Genomic DNA, 270 nt, shown 5'->3' with positions numbered 1-270 from the left:
CTTTCAGGCGCGAATACACCGTCACCACCACAAATGGCAGGCAGAAGGTGATATGCGAGAACAGCAGCGACCAGAAGCCAAGCTGAATACCCAGCAGCATAAACAGCACCAGCAGCGAAATTGCCATCACGATATCTGGTGACATCATTACCACAAACAGCATTCCGCTAACGAACGGCTTACCGCGAAAGCGATAACGGTACAGCGCAACTGCCGTCAGTGAACCGATAAGCGTAGCAAACGTCGCCGAAAACACCGCCATTGTTAGTG

Annotated in this window: 1 pseudogene; it reads right to left on the bottom strand. The window is 51.9% G+C overall.

The features are described from left to right. Positions 1-270 (bottom strand): annotated as a pseudogene (potC, locus tag SB822_RS57380) (spermidine/putrescine ABC transporter permease PotC); the annotation flags it as partial.

Origin of the sequence: Paraburkholderia sp. SIMBA_054 (assembly GCF_046534875.1) — a bacterium.
Classification (GTDB): Bacteria; Pseudomonadota; Gammaproteobacteria; order Burkholderiales; family Burkholderiaceae; genus Paraburkholderia; species Paraburkholderia hospita.
This window is presented reverse-complemented; position numbering and strand designations above follow the sequence as displayed.